This window comes from Roseobacter sp. HKCCA0434 (genome assembly GCF_032464675.1).
Lineage (GTDB): Bacteria > Pseudomonadota > Alphaproteobacteria > Rhodobacterales > Rhodobacteraceae > Pontivivens.
Map to the genome: position 1 here is coordinate 1 of NZ_JAWDKL010000041.1, position 18,314 is coordinate 18,314.

General features: G+C 68.6%; 16 protein-coding genes and 1 pseudogene. 9 read left to right on the forward strand and 8 right to left on the reverse strand.

The genetic code is table 11. The features are described 5' to 3' along the window. On the reverse strand, positions 1-385 hold a 385-nt coding region (locus tag RX333_RS16635; RefSeq protein ID WP_316016086.1), incomplete at its 3' end, for a hypothetical protein. 121 nt (positions 386-506) lie between these two features. Here RX333_RS16635 and dnaE point away from each other — a divergent pair. Continuing rightward, positions 507-4,022 (forward strand): DNA polymerase III subunit alpha, encoded by a 3,516-nt coding sequence (gene dnaE / locus RX333_RS16640; RefSeq protein WP_316016087.1) that lies wholly within the window; start codon positions 507-509, stop codon positions 4,020-4,022. After that, positions 4,006-4,956: a DUF2971 domain-containing protein gene (locus tag RX333_RS16645; RefSeq protein ID WP_316016088.1), complete on the forward strand. Its 951-nt coding sequence runs from the start codon at positions 4,006-4,008 to the stop codon at positions 4,954-4,956. Before dnaE ends, RX333_RS16645 begins: the two co-directional genes overlap by 17 nt. Positions 4,957-4,979: 23 nt before the next feature. On the opposite strand, the gene RX333_RS16650 is transcribed toward RX333_RS16645, so the two are convergent. Beyond that, positions 4,980-5,123 (reverse strand): carbohydrate-binding module family 14 protein, encoded by a 144-nt coding sequence (locus RX333_RS16650; protein ID WP_316016089.1) that lies wholly within the window; start codon positions 5,121-5,123, stop codon positions 4,980-4,982. A gap of 131 nt (positions 5,124-5,254) precedes the next feature. On the opposite strand from RX333_RS16650, the gene RX333_RS16655 reads away from it, so the two are divergent. After that, the gene (locus RX333_RS16655) at positions 5,255-6,325 is read left to right on the forward strand and encodes a CaiB/BaiF CoA-transferase family protein (RefSeq protein ID WP_316016090.1); all 1,071 of its coding nucleotides are present in this window, start codon (positions 5,255-5,257) and stop codon (positions 6,323-6,325) included. 5 nt (positions 6,326-6,330) lie between these two features. On the opposite strand, the gene RX333_RS16660 is transcribed toward RX333_RS16655, so the two are convergent. The 5 genes from RX333_RS16660 to RX333_RS16680 all read right to left on the reverse strand — a co-directional run bounded on the left by RX333_RS16660 (position 6,331) and on the right by RX333_RS16680 (position 11,945). Next, complete coding sequence (locus RX333_RS16660; protein ID WP_316016091.1) at positions 6,331-7,866, reverse strand: alpha-amylase family glycosyl hydrolase; 1,536 nt, start codon at positions 7,864-7,866, stop codon at positions 6,331-6,333. A 58-nt stretch (positions 7,867-7,924) separates the two neighbouring features. Continuing rightward, positions 7,925-8,779 (reverse strand): SDR family oxidoreductase, encoded by an 855-nt coding sequence (locus RX333_RS16665; protein WP_316016092.1) that lies wholly within the window; start codon positions 8,777-8,779, stop codon positions 7,925-7,927. Positions 8,780-8,829: 50 nt separating this feature from the next. Beyond that, entirely contained in the window at positions 8,830-9,678 is an 849-nt protein-coding gene (locus tag RX333_RS16670) for an alpha/beta hydrolase fold domain-containing protein (RefSeq protein ID WP_316016093.1), read from the reverse strand. Continuing rightward, positions 9,675-10,457, reverse strand: coding sequence for an SDR family NAD(P)-dependent oxidoreductase (locus RX333_RS16675; RefSeq protein WP_316016094.1), 783 nt, complete (start codon positions 10,455-10,457; stop codon positions 9,675-9,677). Before RX333_RS16675 ends, RX333_RS16670 begins: the two co-directional genes overlap by 4 nt. 99 nt (positions 10,458-10,556) lie before the next feature. Further along, on the reverse strand, positions 10,557-11,945 hold the full coding sequence (locus tag RX333_RS16680) for a M20/M25/M40 family metallo-hydrolase (RefSeq protein ID WP_316016095.1): 1,389 nt from the start codon (positions 11,943-11,945) through the stop codon (positions 10,557-10,559). A 122-nt stretch (positions 11,946-12,067) separates the two neighbouring features. On the opposite strand from RX333_RS16680, the gene RX333_RS16685 reads away from it, so the two are divergent. Continuing rightward, complete coding sequence (locus RX333_RS16685) at positions 12,068-12,325, forward strand: hypothetical protein (RefSeq protein WP_316016096.1); 258 nt, start codon at positions 12,068-12,070, stop codon at positions 12,323-12,325. An 11-nt stretch (positions 12,326-12,336) separates the two neighbouring features. Continuing rightward, positions 12,337-12,642: a hypothetical protein gene (locus tag RX333_RS16690; RefSeq protein ID WP_316016097.1), complete on the forward strand. Its 306-nt coding sequence runs from the start codon at positions 12,337-12,339 to the stop codon at positions 12,640-12,642. 321 nt (positions 12,643-12,963) lie between these two features. On the opposite strand, the gene mnmA is transcribed toward RX333_RS16690, so the two are convergent. After that, positions 12,964-14,085: a tRNA 2-thiouridine(34) synthase MnmA gene (gene mnmA / locus RX333_RS16695; RefSeq protein WP_316016098.1), complete on the reverse strand. Its 1,122-nt coding sequence runs from the start codon at positions 14,083-14,085 to the stop codon at positions 12,964-12,966. Positions 14,086-14,215: 130 nt separating this feature from the next. Between mnmA and RX333_RS16700 the strand changes: the two genes are divergently transcribed. The 4 genes and pseudogenes from RX333_RS16700 to RX333_RS16715 all read left to right on the forward strand — a co-directional run. Further along, complete coding sequence (locus tag RX333_RS16700) at positions 14,216-14,488, forward strand: DUF1153 domain-containing protein (RefSeq protein WP_316016099.1); 273 nt, start codon at positions 14,216-14,218, stop codon at positions 14,486-14,488. Positions 14,489-14,621: 133 nt separating this feature from the next. After that, positions 14,622-15,332: a response regulator transcription factor CtrA gene (gene ctrA / locus RX333_RS16705; protein ID WP_316016100.1), complete on the forward strand. Its 711-nt coding sequence runs from the start codon at positions 14,622-14,624 to the stop codon at positions 15,330-15,332. A gap of 214 nt (positions 15,333-15,546) precedes the next feature. Then, entirely contained in the window at positions 15,547-17,577 is a 2,031-nt protein-coding gene (gene ligA, locus RX333_RS16710) for an NAD-dependent DNA ligase LigA (protein ID WP_410056097.1), read from the forward strand. Between the two features lie 37 nt (positions 17,578-17,614). Then, positions 17,615-18,314: pseudogene (locus RX333_RS16715) on the forward strand (ATP-dependent DNA helicase RecG); the annotation flags it as partial.

Below are 18,314 nucleotides of genomic sequence, written 5' to 3' on the forward strand. Positions count from 1 at the left end.
CGGCCAGCGCCGCGCCACGCGGTGCGCCGGGCGTGCGCGGGCGCTGCGCGAGGCGCAGGGCGAAGGCCACGGGGTGCGAGTGGCAGCCGAGGAACACGGTGTCGCGGGCGTGCCCGGCGGACTGGACGATGTCGCGCGGCGGCGCGGCGGCGGACCAGCCGAAATCGGAATAGAGCAGGCGGTAGTGCTCGGCATCGAGCAGGCGGTTGTGCAGGGCCGTGCGCTCGCGCGGGGGGACGGTCTGCAGCATCTCGCGCAGCGCGTCGCGGGGCAGGTCGAGATGCCCGCGCAGGACCTCGAGGTCCCAGCCCTTGCGCGCCAGCCGCGTCAGCCGGTCGGCGCCGCAGTTCCGCTCGGCGAAGATCTTGAGGTAGAGGGCGGTCATGGCTGCCTTTCGGGTCGCTTGGCCGCGATTCTAGCCCGGAGGGCGACCAGCGTCGAGAAAGCGGCGCGTCGCGCGATCCGGGGCATGGCGGGCGCGCGGGCGGCGGGATAGGATCGCGGCCATGACAGACCTGCCCCGATTCATCCATCTGCGCGTTCACTCCGCCTATTCGCTGCTGGAGGGCGCCTTGCAGGTGAAGGCCCTGCCGGATCTGGCGAGGAAGGCGGGGATGCCCGCGCTTGCCATCACCGACACCTGCAACAATTTCGCCGCACTCGAATTTTCCGAGACGGCGGCGAAGGCGGGATTGCAGCCGATCATCGGCACGCAGTTCCCGCTGGCCTATGCGGGCCCCGCGAAGCCGGGGGAGAAGCCGGTGGCCCCGCGCCACATTGTTCTGCTGGCGCAGGACGAGACGGGCTGGGCCAACCTGATGAAGCTCAACAGCTGCGCCTATCTCGGCTCGGGCGATCTCGCGTGGCACATCACGCTGGAGGCGCTGGAGGCCCATTCCGAGGGCCTGATCTGCCTGACCGGCGGGGCGGAGGGGCCGCTGGGCCAGCTGATCCGCGACAACCAGCCGGACAAGGCCGAGGCGCTGGCGCGGCGGCTGCACGCCGCCTTCGGCGACCGGCTCTATGTCGAGGTGCAGCGTCATCCGGGCGAGGGGACGCGGCGCACGGAGGCGGAGGCCGAAAGCGAGCCGGGGCTGGTGCGGCTGGCCTATGCGCTCGACCTGCCGCTGGTCGCGACGAACGACGTGCACTTTCCCGACCGCGAGATGTACGAGGCGCATGACGCGCTGATCTGCATCGCCGACGGAGCTTACGTGGATCAGGCCGAGCCGCGCCGCCGCCTGACGCCGGAGCATTACTTCAAGAGCGCGGACGAGATGGCGGAGCTGTTCGCCGATCTGCCCGAAGCGGTGGAGAACACGGTCGAGATCGCGCGGCGCTGCGCGTTCCGCGTGACCACGCGCGACCCGATCCTGCCCCGCTTCGCCGATGACGAGGTGGAGGAGCTGCGCCGTCAGGCCAATGCGGGGCTGAAGGCGCGGCTGGAGGTGATCGAGCCCGCGGCCCCGGTCGAGGAGTACCAGGCGCGGCTCGATTTCGAGCTGGGGATCATCGAGGGGATGGGCTTTCCCGGCTATTTCCTGATCGTCGCCGACTTCATCAAATGGGCCAAGGATCACGACATCCCGGTCGGGCCGGGGCGCGGATCGGGGGCGGGCAGCCTCGTCGCCTATGCACTGACGATCACCGATCTCGACCCCTTGCGCTATTCGCTGCTGTTCGAGCGGTTCCTGAACCCCGAGCGGGTCTCGATGCCCGATTTCGACATCGATTTCTGCATGGATCGGCGCGAGGAAGTCATCCGCTACGTGCAGGAGAAGTACGGGCGCGACAAGGTGGGGCAGATCATCACCTTCGGCGCGCTTCTGTCCAAGGCCGCGGTGCGCGACGTGGGGCGCGTGCTCCAGATGCCCTACATGCAGGTGGACCGGCTGTCGAAGCTGATCCCGGTCGAGGGGGTGAAGCCCGTCTCGATCCAGCAGGCGCTGGTGGACGAGCCGCGGCTGAAGGAGGAGGCGCGGCAGGAGGAGGTGGTCAAGCGCCTGCTCGACATCGGCTCGGCGCTCGAAGGGCTCTACCGCAACGCCTCGACCCATGCGGCGGGGGTGGTGATCGGGGACCGTCCGCTCGACAATCTGGTTCCGCTGTTCAAGGACCCGCGCTCCGACATGCCCGCGACCCAGTTCAACATGAAGTGGGTGGAGCAGGCGGGGCTGGTGAAGTTCGACTTCCTCGGCCTCAAGACGCTGACGGTGATCCAGGGGGCGCTGGACCTGCTCAAGGCGCAGGGCAAGGCCATGATGGCGGTGCCCGAGGGCGACAGCGTGGTGGAGCGGGCGCGGCGCGCGGCGCTGGAGAAGAACCCCTACGACATCGCCGCCATCCCGATCGACGATCCGGCGAGCTACGACCTCTACGCCTCGGCGCAGACGGTGGCGGTGTTCCAGGTGGAAAGCTCGGGGATGCGCGACGCGCTTCGGCAGATGAAGCCGACTTGCATCGAGGACATCATCGCGCTGGTCGCGCTCTACCGTCCCGGCCCGATGGAGAACATCCCCACCTTCTGCCGCGTGAAGAACGGGCAGGAGGAGCGGGCCAACCTGCACCCGACCATCGACCACATCCTCGACGAGACGCAGGGCATCATCGTCTATCAGGAACAGGTGATGCAGATCGCGCAGGAGATGGCGGGATACAGCTTGGGCGGTGCGGACCTGCTGCGCCGCGCGATGGGCAAGAAGATCCAGGCGGCGATGGATGCGGAGCGGCCGAAATTCCTGGCCGGAGCGGCGGAGAACGGCGTCGACCAGGCCAAGGCGCAGGAGGTCTGGGACCTGCTCGACAAGTTCGCCAATTACGGCTTCAACAAGTCGCACGCGGCCGCCTATGCCGTGGTCAGCTACCAGACGGCGTGGCTGAAGGCGAACCACCCGGTCGAGTTCATGGCCGGAGTGATGAACTGCGATATCCACCTCACCGACAAGCTCAACACCTACAAGCAGGAGGTGGACCGGCTGGGGATCGGGCTGATCCCGCCTTGCGTGAACCGCTCGGAGGCGACGTTCACCGTGCGCGACGGGCAGGTGGTCTACGCACTGGGCGGGCTGAAGAACGTGGGCGTCGAGGCGATGCGGATGATCGTGGAGGCGCGCGGGGAGAAGCCCTTCACCGACCTCTTCGATTTCGCGGCGCGGGTGGATCTGAAGCGCGTGGGCAAGCGGCCGCTGGAGATGCTGGCGCGGGCGGGGGCGTTCGACCTGCTCGACAGTAACCGGCGCAAGGTGTTCGACAGCCTCGACAAGCTGGTCGCCTGGTCGGCGGCGACGCATGAGGAGAAGAACTCGGCGCAGGGCGGCCTGTTCGGCGATGCGGGCGAGGGTCTGCCCGCGCCCCGCCTGCCCATGCCCGACGACTGGCTGCCGACCGAGCGGCTGGCGCAGGAGCATCAGGCGATCGGGTTCTACCTCTCGGGCCATCCGCTCGACGACTACATGGCGCTGCTGAAGCGCAAGCGGGTGATGACGCTGGCGGAGATCACGGCCAAGGCGGCGGGCGCGCCGATGGTGGCGAAGATCGCGGGGACCGTGAGCGCCAAGCAGGTGCGCAAGTCCGCGCGCGGCAACCGCTTCGCATTCGTGTCCTGCTCGGACCCGTCGGGGCTCTACGAGGTGACGGTGTTCGGAGACACGCTGGAACAGGCGGGCGACCTGTTCGACACCGGTCAGAACGTGGTGATGAGCGTCGAGGCGACGATGGAGGGCGACAGCCTCAAGCTGCTGGCGCGCGGCGTCACGGCGGCGGAGGACGTGGTGCAGGACGCGGGCGGCGCGGGGCTGAAGATCTATCTCAGCGACGAACGCGCCCTGTCCTCGGTGGCGGCGCGCCTCGCCGACGGCGCGAGCGGCCCGAAGCGGGGCCGCGGCCCTGTGAACCTGATCCTGCAGGACGCCGAGCTGCCCGGCGAGGTGGAATTGCAGCTGAGCGACCGCTACCGCATCACCCCGCAGATCAAGGCCGCGATCAAGGCGGCGCAGGGCGTGGTGCATGTCGAGGATTTTTGATCTGCAGGACATCCTGTTCGCGAGTGAAAAGCAGCACAAGGCGAAGCTGATCGCGGAAGGCAATCTCGCGCATTACACGGGTGCCGACACGGCCCTGAGCATCCTTCAAGATCAGGAGCTGTGGCTGACGAACGTTGCCGGGATGAACGATCTGTCGGAGTGCAGATACGCGCACGGACTCTTGCGTGATCTGTTGTCAGAGGATCACGATTTGGGGCGGCGGCTGGCACGGGTGATGCCATTACTCGCGACTGGTCTAAGAATGGCGCTGGACGACGATGTTGGGCCCTTGTCGCTCGAAAGGATCCGGCGGGACAGCCATATCGTTTGCTTTGGCGAGGAAAGCCATGCCGAGCAGGAGCGCGGGCGGCTCTCGATGTGGCGCGGATATGGGCGCAAAACGCTGGTACGGCTGACATTCGCGAGTGCAGCGCTCGACGCAGGCGGACCGAGTCCGGGACAGCCTATCGTAAGGGTTCTGTACGGCGAAACGCAGGCTTGCGACGAACTCGAACGGATCGTCGAAGGGTTCGAGGCCCATCATATCGACGAGCGATCAGTTTCCACTGTCGAGATTGGTCACGCAGTCATTCGTTTCATCGTCATCGCGATTCTTGCGATCAAGCACCCGTCCTTCGAGGAGGAGCGGGAGTGGCGGCTGATCCATCATCCGCTGCTCGATCCGGATCGTGAGGTCGTCACCACGAAGGCCTTGCCGATCCGGGAGCGGGTCGAGCTGGTGAAGGTCTTGCGGCTGTCTGCGGACGAGCGTTTTTTGCATGCCGGTCTGAAAGACATCCTTCACAGCGTGACGATCGGTCCGTCGAGTGAGACGGAGTTGACGAAGGACGCTTTCGAGGCCGTGCTGGCGCATCCCGCGATCGGTTTGCCCGGCCGGGTTTCTGTCGCCGATATTCCCTATCGGGGAGGCTGAGGAGCGTCCCGACCGAGGCCCCTTCAGCTCGTCGTGGCGACGCAGGTGCGTGTCTCGGCGTCCCAGGTGGTGCCGGCTTCGCAGCTCATCGTCGTGTTGTGGGAGCACTGAGCGAAGGCGGCGGCGGGGGTGAGGGCGAAGGCAAGCACGGCAATCAGGGTCTTCATGCGATCTCTCCTTTGGCTGATCGGGCGAGTGTAGCACGAAACGGCGTCGCGCGGGTGGACGACATGCCGCAGGGAGTTGCGCACCGGGGCGGGGCCGCGCACCATCGCCGGAAAAGACCGGGGAGGATGTCATGGGACCGCTTGCAGGCGTGCGCGTCGTGGAATTTCAGGGGCTGGGGCCGGCGCCCTTCGCCGCCATGTGGCTGGCGGACATGGGCGCGGAGGTGGTCGAACTGGTGCGCCCCGGCGCGCGGGCGCTGTTTCCGGTGCCGCAAGACGAGCTGGCGCGCGGGCGCAGGCGGGTGGAGATCGACCTGAAGGACGACGCCGCGCGCGCCGAGCTGATGCCGCTGATCGAGCGGGCCGACATCCTGATCGAGGGCTTCCGTCCCGGCGTGATGGAGCGGCTGGGCCTGGGGCCGGAGGTGCTGTGCGCGCGCAACCCGCGCCTCGTCTACGGGCGGATGACCGGATGGGGTCAGGACGGCCCGCGCGCGGCGGAGGCGGGACACGACATCACCTATCTGGCGCTGACCGGGGCGCTGCATGCCATCGGAGGCGCGGACCGGCCGGTGCCGCCGCTCAACCTGCTGGGCGGTTTCGCGGGCGGCAGCCTCTACCTGATCGCGGGGCTGCTGGCGGCGCTGGTGGAGCGCGGGCGGTCGGGGCAGGGGCAGGTGGTCGATGCGGCCATCGTGGACGGGACCGCGCATCTGACCAGCATGATCCATTCGCTGATGGCGGGCGGGCATTGGCGCGACGCGCGGGCGGCCAATCTGCTCGACGGCGGGGCGCCCTATTACCGCTGCTATGTCTGCGCGGACGGGCTGTGGCTGGCCATCGGCGCGCTGGAGCCGCAGTTCTGGGCTGCGCTGGTCGAGGGGCTGGGCGGGCCGGACCTGCCGGATCGGGCGGATCCGGCGAACTGGCCGCTGCTGGAGGCGCGTCTGGCGGGGCTGTTCGCGGAGCGGTCGCGGGCGGACTGGCTGGAGATCTTCGACGGGACGGATGCCTGCGTGGCCCCGGTGCATGATTTCAGCGCCGCGGCGGCGGACCCGCATATGCAGGCGCGGGCGGTCTTCACCGCGCGGGGCGGCGGGATCGCGGTCAATCCCGCGCCACGGCTGTCGCGCACGCCGGGCGCGCTGCCCGAAGCGGGGGTGGCGGACACGTTGGAGGCGTGCTTCGCCGACTGGCGCTGACGATCTCAGTCGCGCCAGACCACGCCGGTGCGGGCGGGCAGGGTGCCTTCCTGTAGGGGCGCGGTGGCGAGCTGGGGATCGCCGTAATCGCAGGGCAGGGCGTCCTGCCCGAGGTTCAGCGCGATCCGGTGCGCGCCGCGCCGGATGTGCAGCAGGTCGCCATCGGCCTCCACCTCGGACTGCGGGTCGAGCTTGCGACGCAGCGCCAGCGCCTCTCGCCAGAAGGCGAGCGGGCCGTCCGCGTCCTGCTGGTCGAGGGCCACTTCGGCCAGCCCCTCCATCGGCAGCCAGGGGGTGCCGTCGGTGAAGCCGTGGCCCGGTTCGCGCGCCTGCCAGGGGAAGGGCACGCGCGCGCCGTCGCGGCCCGGATGCACCGGCCAGAACAGGCGGTCGAATGGGTCGTGGATCGCCTCGAAGGGCAGGTTCGCCTGCTTCTGGCCCAGCTCCTCCCCCTGCCAGACGATCAGCGGGCCGGGCAGCGCGACGGAGAGCAGCGCCAGCAGCTTCGCATCGCGGGGCGAGCCGTCGCCCGCGCGGCTGACGCCGCGCGGCTGGTCGTGGCAGGACAGCACGAAGGCGAGGCCGCAGCCATGCTCCTCCTTGCGGGCGACGAGGTCGGCGACCTTGTGCGGCGTCACCTCGTTGACCATCAGATCCACCGTGTAACCGGCGTCGAGCCGATCGGGGGCGGTGAATTCCGCCGCGAGCTCGACCGAGCGGTTGCCGGAATTGATCTCTCCGATCAGCCACGCATCCGGCCCGGCCCAGTCGCGCAGGCGTTCGGCGAAGGCGGCGCCGTCGCCGGGCAGCATGTCGTTAAGGTGGTCCTGATACGAGTAGGGGTTCGATTCGTCGGTCGCGTTGCGGGCCTGCACCGTCTCGCTCGCGGGCGGGTTGTCCCCCATCGAGTTGTCGAAGAGGTAGGACGTCACGGCGTCGAAGCGGAAGCCGTCCACGCCGCGGTCGCGCCAGAACTGCACGATCTTCTCGTGCGCGTCCTGCACCGCCGGGTGGCGCAGGTCGAGGCTGGGCTGGCACGAGAGGAACTGCCGCAGGTAGTATTGACGGCGCACGGGGTTCCACGTCCAGGCGGGCTCCCCGAAGAAGCTGATCCAGTTGTTGGGCGGGCTGCCATCGGGCTTGGGGTCGTGCCAGACATACCAGTCCTCGTAGCCGTCCTCGCCCGCGATTGACTTGCGGAACCAGGGATGCCGGTCGCTGGTGTGGTTGAAGACGAGGTCGATGCAGACGGCGAGGTCGAGCGTGTGGGCGCGCTCCACGATGGCATCGAAGTCGTCGAGCGTGCCGAAGCGCGGATCGACGGCGCAATGGTCGGTGATGTCGTAGCCGCCATCGACCATCGGGCTTTCGTAGAAGGGGGCGAGCCAGATGCCGTCCACGCCGAGCGAGGCGACGTGGTCGAGCCCTTGCAGCACGCCCGCAAGATCGCCCTCGCCGCTGCCGGTCGTGTCGCGGAAGGAGCGGGGATAGATCTCGTAGAGAACGGGATTTGCGGGCCAGCGGCCGCGGGTCTGGGTCATGGTGCCTCGCAAGGAAAGGGCGGTCCCGGTTCGGGACCGCCCGGTCGTCGTCGAAGGCTCAGGCGCCCACGACCATGCCGCCATTGGGGTGCAGCGTCTGGCCGGTATAGTAGTTCCCGTCCGAGGAGGCGAAGAACAGGTAGGCGGTCGCGACCTCCCACGGTTGGCCCGCGCGGCCGAGCGGCGTGCCGGAGCCGAAATCCTCCACCTGCTCGGCGGGCATGGTGCCGGGGATGAAGGGCGTCCAGATCGGGCCGGGGGCTACGGTGTTCACGCGGATGCCCTTGTCCGCGAGATTGCTCGCCAGACTGCGCGAGAAGGCGAGGCTGGCGCCACGGGTGGTGGAATAGGCGATGAGCGATCCCATGCCCGCGAAGGCGTTGACCGACGAGGTATTGACGATGCTCGCGCCTTCCTTGAGGTGCGGCAGGGCGGCCTGCGTCACGAAGAAATAGGACATGACGTTGCTGTCCATCGTGCGGCGCAGACGCTCCTCGCTCAGCTCGGTCAGGTCCTCGTCCAGCCATTGCTGGGCGCAGTTGTTGATGACGATGTCGAGCTTGCCGAACTGCTCGACGGTCTTGGCGATGGCGGTGTCCGCGTGGGCCTTCTTGCCCAGATCGCCCTCGATCAGCAGGGCTTCCGAGCCTTCGGCCTCGACCAGTTCCTTGGTCTTCTGCGCGTCTTCGCTCTCCTCCAGGTAGGCGATGGCGACCTTGGCGCCTTCGCGGGCGAAGAGAACGGAGACGGCGCGGCCGATGCCGCTGTCGCCGCCGGAGATGAAGGCGACCTTGCCCTTCAGCTTGCCCACGCCGGGATGGCGGGGTTCGTAGTCGGGGGCGGGCGTCATTTCGTGCTCGTCCGCGGGCATGCGGTCCTGTTCCTGGGCGGGGATCTTGGGGTCGTTCGTCATGGAAATATCCTTCGGTCTGCGAGGACGCGCGGCAATTGCGCGTCAGGGGGTCAACCAGCCGCGACGCGGTGCGTTCCGGTGCGTTCTGTCGCACCCTTCGCATGTGCAGCAAGCCGGGCGAGGGCGGTGGCGCCCTCGGGCAGGACATGCGGCCAGAGGACATGCATGTGCATGAGGCCGGGGGTGACGTGCAGCGAGGTCGCCACGCCCGCGATGGCGGCGCGGCGGGCGAGCATGAGGCCGTCGTCGAGCAGGATCTCCGCCCCGGCAAGCTCGATATGCAGCGGGGGCAGGGTGGAAAGATCGGCTAGGAGCGGCGAGGCCTGCGGATCGTCGTCGGGCAGGTCGGGGGCGGCCATGCGCCAAAAGGCGGCGTCGCCCGCGTCGTCGTTCATCGCGTCGCTCTCGCGGTCGCGCGTGGTGCTGAGGCCGGTGCGATCGGTGTTGGGGGAGGCGAGCGCCAGCGCCGTGACCTTGCCCGGTCGGGCGAGCGCTGCATTCAGCGCGAGGTGCCCGCCCGCGCTGTCGCCGCCCAGCGCCACGGGGCTGTCCAGTGCATCGAGCAGGGCCAGCGCGTCGTCGAGCGGGGCGGGCCAGGTCGCCTCGGGCGCGCGGGCGTAGCGCGGCAGGATGATCTCGACGCCGTGGCTGGCCAGCGCATCGGCAAGATGCAGATGCGTGTCGGGCGCGCCCATCACGTAGCCGCCGCCGTGGAACCAGACGAGGCGCGGGCCGGAGCCGTGGCGCACCACCTCGACCCCGCCGATCCGGTCGGGCGTGCCGATTTCGGGCTGCGGTCCGGCCCGGCGCGCGAAGGCACGGCGCTTGTCCGCGACCGTGCCTTCGACCGGATGGGCGGCGATATGGGCCCGCAGGCCCGGCTCGCCCCCTGCGATCATGTCTCGATCGACCCCACCGAGCCGCCATCGACCCGCCAGTTGGAGCCGGTGACGAAGCTCGACCGCTCCGAACACAGCAGGGCGATGACCGGCGCCACCTCCTCGGGCTTGCCGCGCCGCTTGAGGCCCAGATGCGGGCGTTCTTCCTCCAGGAAGCTCTCGACCGCCTCGTCGAAGCTGACGCCCATCTCTTCGGCGCGCTTTTCCATCATGCCGTCGGTCATCGGCGTTTCGATGAAGGCGGGGGCGACGCAGTTGACCAGCACGCCGTCGCCGGAATGGGCGAGGCTGACGGATTTCGAGAAGCTCAGCAGTGCCGATTTCGCGACGTTGTAGACCGTCTCGTCGGCATAGGGCTGGGCCACGTTCTCGGAGGTGACGAAGACCATGCGGCCCCAGCCGCGTTCGCGCATCGCCGGGCCGATATGGCGCACGAGGCGCACGGCGGACATGAAGTCGATGTTCCAGGCCTCGTCCCAGTCCTCGTCCTTCATGGTCATCGGGTCGCCCTTGGCCCCCGTCACGCCCGCGGCGTGGACCAGGATGTCGAAGCCGGTGCCGATCTCGGCGATCAGCTTCTCGGCCCCTTCGGTGGTGGAGAGATCGGCGGCGATGCCCTTCGCACCGACCTCCTTGGCGACCTCGGCCACCTTGTCCGCGTCGAGATCGGTCAGGGTGAGGTCCACGCCCTCGGCCTTCAGCAGCTTGGCGACTTCGGTGCCCATGCCGCCCGATGCGCCGGTGATGAGCGCCTTGCGCCCGGAAATGTTGAGATCCATGAAACCAAGTCCTTCGTCAAAAAATGAGGTCCGACAGGGCGAACCCGTGTCGGACCAATGGACGAAGGCAGATGCGGTTCCCCTGACAGTTCGTCGCGGTCAGGACGTGCGGGCCAGCGCGTCGATCACCCGGACCCAGGACCGCACGCCGCCCTCGAAGCTGCGCAGGTCGTATTTCTCGTTCGGGGAGTGGATCGCGTCGTCGCCGAGCGCGAAGCCGATGAGCATCGAGTCCATGCCCAGAACCTGCTTGAAATGGCCCGCGATCGGGATGGAGCCGCCGCCGCCGGTAAAGACCGCCTCGTTCGGCCATTCCTCGGCCAGCGCGCGGCGGGCGGCCTCGAAGGCGGGCGCGTCGGTGGACATCACGCTGGCGCGGTCGGCTCCGTGGGAGATGAACTCGACCTCGCAATCGGGCGGCAGCATCTCGCGCACGCGGGCGTGCAGGGCCTCGCGGATGGCGTGGGGGTCCTGATCCCAGACGAGGCGGCAGGAGATCTTGGCGCGGGCCTCGGCCGGGAGCACGGTCTTGAAGCCGTCGCCCGCGTAGCCGCCCGCGATGCCGTTGAACTCGCAGGTCGGGCGTGCCCAGAGCTGGTGCAGCGGCGGGATGCCGTCCTCGCCCGCCGGGTGCGACAGGCCGACCGCGCCGAGGAACGCCTCCGCATCGAAGCCGAGCGTGTCCCATTGCGCCGCGAGGTCGTCGGGCACGTCGCGCACGCCGTCGTAGAAGCCGGGCAGGGTCACGCGGCCCGCCTCGTCATGGAGGCTCGCGAGGATCTGCGACAGCACCCGGATCGGATTGGCCGCGGGCCCGCCATAGCCGCCCGAATGCAGGTCGCGGTTCGCGGCTTTCACGATGACTTCGTCCGCGACCATGCCGCGCAGCATGGTGCAGATCGAGGGCGTGTCCGCGTTCCACATGCCGGTGTCGCAGATCAGGGCGAGATCGGCGCGCAGCTCCTCGGCATTCTCTTGCATGAAGGGCACGAGCGAGGGGGAGCCGCTTTCCTCCTCCCCCTCGAACAGGATCGAGATGCGGATCGGCAGGTCGCCCGACGCCTCGCGCCAGGCGCGGCAGGCCTCGACGAAGGTCATCAACTGGCCCTTGTCGTCGGACGCGCCGCGCGCGCGGATCACCTGTCCGCGCGGGCCATCCTGAAGTTGCGGATCGAACGGGTCGGAGTGCCAGAGGTCGAGCGGATCGACGGGCTGCACATCGTAATGGCCGTAGAACAGGACATGCGGCGCGCCCGTGGGGCCGTCCGCATGAGCCACCACCATCGGCTTGCCGGGCGTGTCGCGCCGCTCGGCCCGGAAGCCGAGCGAGGTAAGCTCCGCCACCAGCCAGTCGGCGGTGTCGCGGCAGGCCCCGTCATAGGCCGGATCGGTGGAGATAGAGGGCATCCGCAGCAAGGCGAACAGCCGGTCGAGCGCCCCGGCGCGGTTCTGGTCTGCTTGCGCGAGCGCGTCGGTCAATGCGGCCATGATGTCTCGGCTCCTTCAAACTATATTCACTTTTCGGCCCTAGTGCCTTAGCCCTGAAAGCGTATCGGGAGCGCCCGACGGGCGAAACCGCAATCTCTGGCCAGAGCGAAGGGGTAAGGATCATGCGAATCGTCAAGGGGCTGGGCCTCGTGGTGGGGGCCGCGCTGCTGGCCGGCTGCAACGAGGGGGATCTGTCGTCGGCCGCCAGCCGCACGCAGGGCGAGACCTTCGCCGTCGTCCGTTCGGCCACCTGGGTCGATCCCGACGGGTGCGAGCATTGGGTCTTCGACACCGGGGCGGAGGGCTACATGACGCCCAAGCTGCGCCCCGACGGGCGCCCGATCTGCAATACCCGCGCCGCAACCCCCGTGGGCCAGTGAGGAGAGACGCCATGAACCGTATCGCGCTGCCGCTCATCCTCGTCGCCGGGCTCGCCGCCTGTGACGGCTCCACCACCCGGTTCGACTCCAACGATCCCGATGTGGATCGCGGTCTCGATTCGCATCGCCTGTCCGAGATGCGGGCCTCGATCTGGGTCGATCCGCTGGGCTGCGAACACTGGATCATCGACGACGGGGTCGAGGGGTATCTCAGCAACCGTCTGAACCCCGATGGCACGCCGCGCTGCCGCGCGCCCGAAGTGGATACGGGCCGTCAGATCGGCGACTCGCTGCGGCTGGAGCGCAATCCGGACTGAGGCAAGGGGCCTTGGCGGCCGAGACTGCCGCCGACCCGTTCGGCGGTGGCGTTCGCCGGACGGGGCTCGGCGCTGGACTGTGCACGGCGTGTGGCGGATGCCTCCGGGCGCACGTCTCGCGGGCGAAGACACGCCCGTCATGCGTTTGGATGTCGTCGAGGCAAACGTCGTCATGCGGACGTCGTCATACCGCTGACTGCGATAGGCCGCTGACGTCGATCATCCGCTGGCGTGAGACGACACAGGGGCGTCCGAGGGGCACGTTCTATCGGAGCGGCGCCGACCGGACGGCCCGACGGACGACATGTCGGTCGATTGCGCCTAGCGCGTGATCCAGCCGCCGCCCAGCACGCGCTCGCCATCGGGGGCGTAGAACACGCAGGCCTGGCCGGGGGCCACGCCTTCCTCGGCCACCACCAGCTCGACCTCGGCCCGGTCGTCGCCGACCGGGCGCAGGATCGCCTCGCGCGGGGGGCGGGTGGAGCGGACCTTGACCAGGAGCTCGATCCCCTCCGGCGGCAGATCGGCAATTGCACCGTCGCCCAGCCAGTTGAGCTGATGCAGCGGCACGCGGCGGGTCGCCAGCATGTCCTTCGGGCCGACGACGACGCGCTGCGCCTCGGCGTCGAGCTTCACGACGTAGAGCGGCTCGCCCCCGCCGATGCCCAGACCGCGGCGCTGGCCGATCGTGTAGTGGATCACCCCGCGATGGGTGCCGAGCACGCGCCCGTCCACGTGGACGATCTCGCCGGGCTCGACGGCACCGGGACGCAGCTTCTCGATCACCGCGGCATAGGAGCCGTTTGGGACGAAGCAGATGTCCTGGCTGTCGGGCTTGTCGGCGACGCCCAGCCCGTGCTTCGCGGCGAGCGCGCGGGTCTCGGCCTTGGATTCCAGATGGCCGAGCGGGAAGCGCAGGTAGTCGAGCTGCTCCTGCGTGGTGGAGAACAGGAAGTAGCTCTGGTCGCGATCGGGGTCCGCGGCGCGGTGCAATTCGGCCCGCTCGCCCATCTTGCGTTGGATGTAGTGGCCGGTCGCCATGCAGTCGGCGTCGAGATCCTTGGCCGTCTCCAGCAGGTCGCGGAACTTCACCCGCTCGTTGCAGCGGATGCAGGGGATCGGGGTGGCGCCCGCGAGATAGGCGTCGGCGAACTCGTCGATCACGCTCTCGCGGAACTTGTTTTCGTAATCGAGCACGTAATGGGGGAAGCCCATCGTCTCCGCCACGCGGCGGGCGTCGTGGATGTCGCGGCCCGCACAGCAAGCGCCCTTCTTGGCCAGCGCCGCGCCGTGATCGTAGAGCTGCAGCGTGACGCCCACGACGTCGTAGCCCTCGGCCGCCAGTTCCGCCGCGACCACCGAGCTGTCCACGCCGCCCGACATCGCGACGACGACGCGCGTGTCGGCGGGAGCCTTGTCGAATCCGAGCGAATTGAGCGCCATGATTACCGATCCCTTTCCGAAGTCGCGCGGTATATAATCAAATTGCATGTTCACACAACCGCGGGCTTAACGCCCGGTTCACCGCTGCCGCCTAGACCGGTTCCACCCGGAGCAAGACGGAAAGGCAGCCATGTATCTCAAACGTTCCGACAGGCCGATCTTCGTGAAGGATCACGCGGGCCGGACCATTGCGCGCACCGACCTGCCGCCGCCCGACACGCGCCGCTGGGTCGCGCGCAGGAAGGCGATCGTGGTGGCGGCGGTCGATGGCGGCATGATCACCGAGGAGGAGGCCTGCGATCTCTATGCCCTGTCCGGCGAGGAGCTCGCCCAATGGCGCGACGCTTTGACGCGACACGGGCTCAACGCGCTGCGGGTGACGTCGCTGCAGCGCTACCGCTGAGGGGGGCGGATCTGCAAACCCGGCTATCGTTTTGGGTATCAACAATTTTTAGAGTATGTTAACCCTTTTCGTGGAAATAAGTGTAAAGGTTGAGGGAGCCGACCCCCGCGCCGCACCACCAGAGGGTAACGACATGCGCATTCTTCTTGTCGAAGATGACCAGGCCACGGCCCGGAACATCGAACTGATGCTCGCGAACGCGAACTTCAACGTGTACGCGACCGATCTAGGCGAGGAAGGCGTGGATCTGGCGAAGCTCTACGATTACGACCTGATCATCCTCGACCTGAACCTGCCCGACATGCACGGGCATGACGTGCTCAGGAAACTGCGAATCGCAAAGGTCGAGACGCCGATCCTGATCCTGTCGGGCATGGATGACGCGGAGAACAAGATCCGCGGATTCGGATTCGGTGCGGACGACTACCTGACCAAGCCCTTCCATCGGGAGGAACTGGTCGCGCGCATCCACGCGATCGTGCGGCGCGCCAAGGGGCATTCCCAGTCCGTGATCGAGACCGGCAAGGTCAGCGTGAACCTCGACGCCAAGACCGTCGAGGTCGATGGCAAGTCGGTCCACCTGACCGGCAAGGAATATCAGATGCTGGAGCTTCTGAGCCTGCGCAAGGGCACCACGCTGACCAAGGAGATGTTCCTCAACCATCTCTATGGCGGCATGGACGAGCCGGAGCTGAAGATCATCGACGTCTTTATCTGCAAGCTGCGCAAGAAGCTGAGCAACGCCACGGGCGGCGACAACTATATCGAGACCGTCTGGGGCCGCGGCTACGTGCTGCGCGATCCGATCCCGCAAACCATCGAACAGCCCGCGCGTCGCGCCTGAGCGCGCGGTGTCGCGGCCACTGGACGCGCGGGACCGTTCCGCCTAGCTCTGACCCGAGCTGGCGGAGGACATCATGGCAGGTTCCACGACGAATGAGACGGCCGCCTCGCGCGACGATGTGGCGGATGTCCTGTCCGAGTTCGGCGACGGCTTCGACGCCGGGGTACTGGATGCCTCGGCTGCCGAATCGGCCCTCGCCCGCCTCGCCGCGGCGATGGGGGCGGCCGATGCCGCCTACCACCGCGAGGACGACCCGATCCTGTCGGATGCCGATTACGACCGGCTGAAACGGGCGAACGCGGCGATCGAGGATCGGTTTCCCGACCTCGTGCGCGCCGACAGCCCGTCGGGCCGGGTGGGCGCCGCCCCGGCGGAGGGCTTCGCCAAGGTCCGGCATCCGGTCGCGATGCTGTCGCTCTCCAACGTCTTCGACGACGCGGAGGTCGCGGAGTTCGACGCGCGCGTGCGCCGGTTCCTCGGGATAGAGGAGGCGATCTCCTACACCGCGGAGCCCAAGATCGACGGGCTCTCGCTGTCGCTGCGCTACGAGAACGGTACGCTCGTCACCGCGGCCACGCGGGGCGATGGCGAGGAGGGCGAGAACGTCACCGCCAATGCCCGCCATATCGACGACATTCCCGAGAGCCTCGACGGCGCGCCGGACGTGCTGGAGGTGCGGGGCGAGGTCTACATGGACCATGCCGATTTCCGGGCGCTCAACGAGCGGCAGTCGGCGGCGGGCGCCAAGACCTTCGCCAATCCGCGCAACGCCGCCGCCGGATCGCTGCGCCAGCTCGATCCGAACGTGACGGCGGAGCGGCCCTTGCGCTTCTTCGCCTATGCGTGGGGGGAGGTGTCCGAGCCGCTGGCGGACACGCAGGGCGACGCTATCGCGCGGCTGGCGGAGCTGGGGTTCCGCACCAATCCGCTGACGAAGATCTGCGACAGTGCCGAGGAGATGATCGCGCATTACGAGCGCATCGGTCGCGACCGGCCGGATCTTGGCTACGATATCGACGGCGTGGTCTACAAGGTGAACGACCTCGCGCTGCAGCGGCGGCTCGGCTACCGCTCCAACAACCCGCGCTGGGCGACGGCGCACAAGTTCCCGGCGGAGATCGCGACGACCCGGCTTGAGGCGATCGAGATCCAGGTCGGACGCACGGGCGCGCTCAGCCCGGTCGCCCGGCTCGACCCCGTGACCGTGGGCGGCGTCGTGGTGTCGAACGCGACGCTGCACAATGCGGATTACATCGCGGGGCGCGATTCGAAGGGCGAGCCGATCCGCGGCGGTGTCGATATCCGCGTCGGCGACATGGTCGAGATCTACCGCGCGGGGGACGTGATCCCCAAGGTGCGCGACGTGCTGCTCGACCGGCGGCCCGAGGATGCGGAGCCGTTCGTGTTCCCCGAAACCTGCCCGGTCTGCGACAGCCCGGTGATCCGCGAGCCGGGGGAGGCCGTGCACCGCTGCACCGGCGCGCTGACCTGTCCCGCTCAGGCGGTCGAGAAGCTCAAGCATTTCGTGTCGCGCTCCGCCTTCGATATCGACGGGATGGGCGCCAAGCAGGTGGAGGCCTTCTATGCAGATGGCTGGATCCGCACGCCCGCCGATATCTTCGCGCTGGAGGAGCGCTATGGCTCGGGCATCCAGCAGCTCAAGAACCGCGAGGGCTGGGGGGCGAAGTCGGCCGCCAACCTGTTCGCCGCGATCGCGGAGCGGCGGCGCATCCCGCTCAACCGGCTGATCTTCGGCTTGGGCATCCGGCATGTGGGCGAGAGCACGGCGACGTTGCTGGCGCGGCACTACACCGGCTGGGCGCGGTTTCGCGCAGCGATGGAGGCGGCGGTGCCCGACAGCGCCGAGCGGGCGGAGCTGATCGCGATCGACGGGGTCGGCGCGGTCATGGCGGAGGCAATCGCGGATTTCTTCGCCTCCGAGACCGCGCAGGACCAGCTCGATGCACTTTTGGCGTGGCTGGAGGTTGAGGACGTCGCCGCGCCCGCGACCGAAGGCTCGGCCATCGCGGGGCTGACGGTCGTATTCACCGGCACGCTGGAGCGGATGACCCGCGCCGAGGCAAAGGCGCGGGCCGAGGCGCTGGGGGCGAAGGTGTCGGGTTCCGTCTCCGGCAAGACCGATATCGTGGTGGCCGGCCCCGGCGCCGGGTCGAAGGAGAAGAAGGCGCGCGAGCTGGGCATCGAGGTGCTGAGCGAGGACGCGTGGCTGGAACGGATCGGTTGAGGCTTGCGCGCGGGCGGCGGCCTGCCGCAGATAGGGCATGGCCGGTCGTCCCGAAATCCTGTTCCCGCTCTTCGGCGATCTGACCGGGCTGCCGGGGATCGGCAAGAAGACCGCGCCGCTCTACGAGAAGATCCGGGTCGCGAGCCCGCGCGACCTGATCCTGACGCTGCCGACCTCCGCCACCGACCGGCGCATTCGGCCCAGCATCCAGGGCGTGGCGCTGCCCGCCACGGTGACGGTTGAGGTCGAGATCGGCGGGCACCAGCCGCCGCGATTGAAGGGGCGGCCCTACCGCGTGCAGGTGCGGGATGCGGAGACCGACTTCCAGCTCGTCTATTTTCACGCCCATCCCGACTGGATGGTGCGCAACCTGCCCGAGGGCGCGCGGCGCGTCGTGTCGGGGCGGGTGGAGCTGTTCGACGGGCTGGCGCAGATGGTGCATCCCGACCATGTGATGAGCCGGGCCGAAGCGGAGGCGCTGCCGGATTTCGAGCCGATCTATCCGCTGACCGCGGGTCTCAGCCTGAAGGCCGTGACCAAGGCGATGGCGGGGGCGCTCGACCGGGTTCCGGCGCTGCCCGAGTGGATCGCGCCGCAGGTGATCGCGGATCGCGGCTGGCCGACTTGGGCCGAGGCGGTGCGCGCGGTCCACGCGCCGCAGAGCCTCGCCGATCTGGCCGACACCGCGCCCGCGCGCGAGCGGCTGGCCTATGACGAATTGCTCGCCCACCAAGTGA

Coding starts and splice junctions, on each gene's coding strand:
- RX333_RS16660 (WP_316016091.1), bottom strand. CDS start 7,866: ATGACCCAGACCCGCGGCCGCTGGCCCGCAAATCCCGTTCTCTACGAG.
- mnmA (WP_316016098.1), bottom strand. CDS start 14,085: ATGGCGCTCAATTCGCTCGGATTCGACAAGGCTCCCGCCGACACGCGC.
- RX333_RS16690 (WP_316016097.1), top strand. CDS start 12,337: ATGAACCGTATCGCGCTGCCGCTCATCCTCGTCGCCGGGCTCGCCGCC.
- RX333_RS16650 (WP_316016089.1), bottom strand. CDS start 5,123: ATGAAGACCCTGATTGCCGTGCTTGCCTTCGCCCTCACCCCCGCCGCC.
- RX333_RS16680 (WP_316016095.1), bottom strand. CDS start 11,945: ATGGCCGCATTGACCGACGCGCTCGCGCAAGCAGACCAGAACCGCGCC.
- RX333_RS16670 (WP_316016093.1), bottom strand. CDS start 9,678: ATGATCGCAGGGGGCGAGCCGGGCCTGCGGGCCCATATCGCCGCCCAT.
- ligA (WP_410056097.1), top strand. CDS start 15,547: ATGGGGGCGGCCGATGCCGCCTACCACCGCGAGGACGACCCGATCCTG.
- RX333_RS16665 (WP_316016092.1), bottom strand. CDS start 8,779: ATGACGAACGACCCCAAGATCCCCGCCCAGGAACAGGACCGCATGCCC.
- RX333_RS16655 (WP_316016090.1), top strand. CDS start 5,255: ATGGGACCGCTTGCAGGCGTGCGCGTCGTGGAATTTCAGGGGCTGGGG.
- RX333_RS16700 (WP_316016099.1), top strand. CDS start 14,216: ATGTATCTCAAACGTTCCGACAGGCCGATCTTCGTGAAGGATCACGCG.
- ctrA (WP_316016100.1), top strand. CDS start 14,622: ATGCGCATTCTTCTTGTCGAAGATGACCAGGCCACGGCCCGGAACATC.
- RX333_RS16675 (WP_316016094.1), bottom strand. CDS start 10,457: ATGGATCTCAACATTTCCGGGCGCAAGGCGCTCATCACCGGCGCATCG.
- RX333_RS16645 (WP_316016088.1), top strand. CDS start 4,006: ATGTCGAGGATTTTTGATCTGCAGGACATCCTGTTCGCGAGTGAAAAG.
- dnaE (WP_316016087.1), top strand. CDS start 507: ATGACAGACCTGCCCCGATTCATCCATCTGCGCGTTCACTCCGCCTAT.
- RX333_RS16685 (WP_316016096.1), top strand. CDS start 12,068: ATGCGAATCGTCAAGGGGCTGGGCCTCGTGGTGGGGGCCGCGCTGCTG.